This is a genomic window from Emticicia agri, from assembly GCF_004168285.1.
Lineage (GTDB): Bacteria > Bacteroidota > Bacteroidia > Cytophagales > Spirosomataceae > Emticicia > Emticicia agri.
Genome location: NZ_SEWF01000131.1, coordinates 1 through 1,566, shown reverse-complemented (window position 1 = coordinate 1,566; position 1,566 = coordinate 1). Strand labels below are relative to the sequence as shown.

At 33.8% G+C, this 1,566-nt stretch carries 2 protein-coding genes; both read right to left on the bottom strand.

Annotated elements, in window-relative coordinates:
* Positions 1-22: 22 nt before the first annotated feature.
* Complete coding sequence (locus EWM59_RS27375; protein ID WP_229239289.1) at positions 23-673, bottom strand: IS630 family transposase; 651 nt, start codon at positions 671-673, stop codon at positions 23-25.
* Positions 613-1,044: a helix-turn-helix domain-containing protein gene (locus EWM59_RS28515; protein ID WP_130021386.1), complete on the bottom strand. Its 432-nt coding sequence runs from the start codon at positions 1,042-1,044 to the stop codon at positions 613-615. Before EWM59_RS28515 ends, EWM59_RS27375 begins: the two co-directional genes overlap by 61 nt.
* Between the last annotated feature and the right edge of the window lie 522 nt (positions 1,045-1,566).

The following is a 1,566-nucleotide window of genomic DNA, read 5'->3' as shown; positions in this document are numbered from 1 at the left end:
TAAGTAATACGACAAAATTATTTTAAATTTTAATTTTAGAAAAGTCGATTTGATAGTCAAAACCAAATTTAGACCAAATTTTGTCAAGGGCTTTTTTGAGGGTTTCCAAATCTTGATAATCACTAGGCTTAAGCCAATAATATTTAGTATGCCTCCAAAGCCTTTCGATTCTGTTTAGATGTGGACTGTAAGCAGGCAAATAGAAAATATAGAGCCCTTTGTTTTGCCACAATTCTAACTTTTCTTGAAAAACTTTGGCGTGATGAATTCTGGCATTATCAATTACTAAAACTGTTGGTTTTCTAATTTTATCAATAAATATTTCTATTGAATTGATGACAAAATCAGCATTAATAGTACCTTTTACATCAAAAGTGTAAAGTTCATTTCCATCAGCATTCATCAACCCAAATACATTGATATTCTTGCCTTTTTGTGGCAGAATATAAACGGGTTCATCTGGAAATTGCCAGCAGTAAGGTACGACACAATTGAGCGAAAAACCAGCCTGATCACCATAAAATAAGTCAATATGACTTTGTTGGTGGAGCTCGAGTAAGTCATTTAAGCAGTCTTCTTTATATGCGTACTCAGAAGTGTTTTGCTTTGACTTTAAACTTTTTCTGGCTCTTTTCCAACTGGCTCGACAAGTGTTTTTAAAAAACGCTCTAATGTTCTTTGAGAGAAGTCTTTCTGTAATGCTTCTTTCAGTTCTTGACGTACTTTTTTCAGAGTCTGAGGGCTTGATTTTACTTTGCTTTTTACCAATGATTCATCAGCTGCATTGAAAATAGGTTTGCGACCCTGACCCAATTGATTGCGTAAACCTACTATCCCATGCGTTTCCCAACTGTCAAACCAGTTAGTGATGGTAGGGTGGCTTACTTGAAATATAGATTTTAGGCTATACATATCATACCCCTGATGACTTAGCAATAGACAATGACAACGTTGTTTGAATTGATGATGGGTAGCATTTTTGTACCCTTCTTCCATTGTGATGACCTCACTTGGCTCTAATTTAATATATCGTTTTGCTCGCATAGAGCAAAGTTAACAATTTTAAAATAATTTTGTCGCATTACTTAAAATAGTTTGTTGAAAAGAGAGCCAAAAAGGCGAATTTTGTAGCGACGAAGCAAACAAAACTCACACCCAATGACTCTCACAGACAAACTTAGCACAATCAAAGGTAAATATCATAAAAGCATGATAGAAAATGTAATGATGGTATTGACAGGTTTACTGACTAGTAAAACGACTAATCTTTACAAGATGAAAGACGATATGGCAAAGATAATGGACAAAAAAGGTTTAAAATCAGGTAGTTATTATCAACGTTTAATTCGGTTTTTCAATAGATATAGTTCAACGAGGCTTTTTATAGACTTATTACTATGGGTTATCAACAGCCTTATTAAGAAAGCAGATAATTTTTTTTGGATGCAACAGAATGGAAAATCGGTTCTTTTGAATTACACGTTTTAGTATTGGCGGCACAAGTAAAAGGTGTAGCCCTACCTGTGTACTTTAAAGTTTATGAACATAAAGGTGTATTATCAGAAA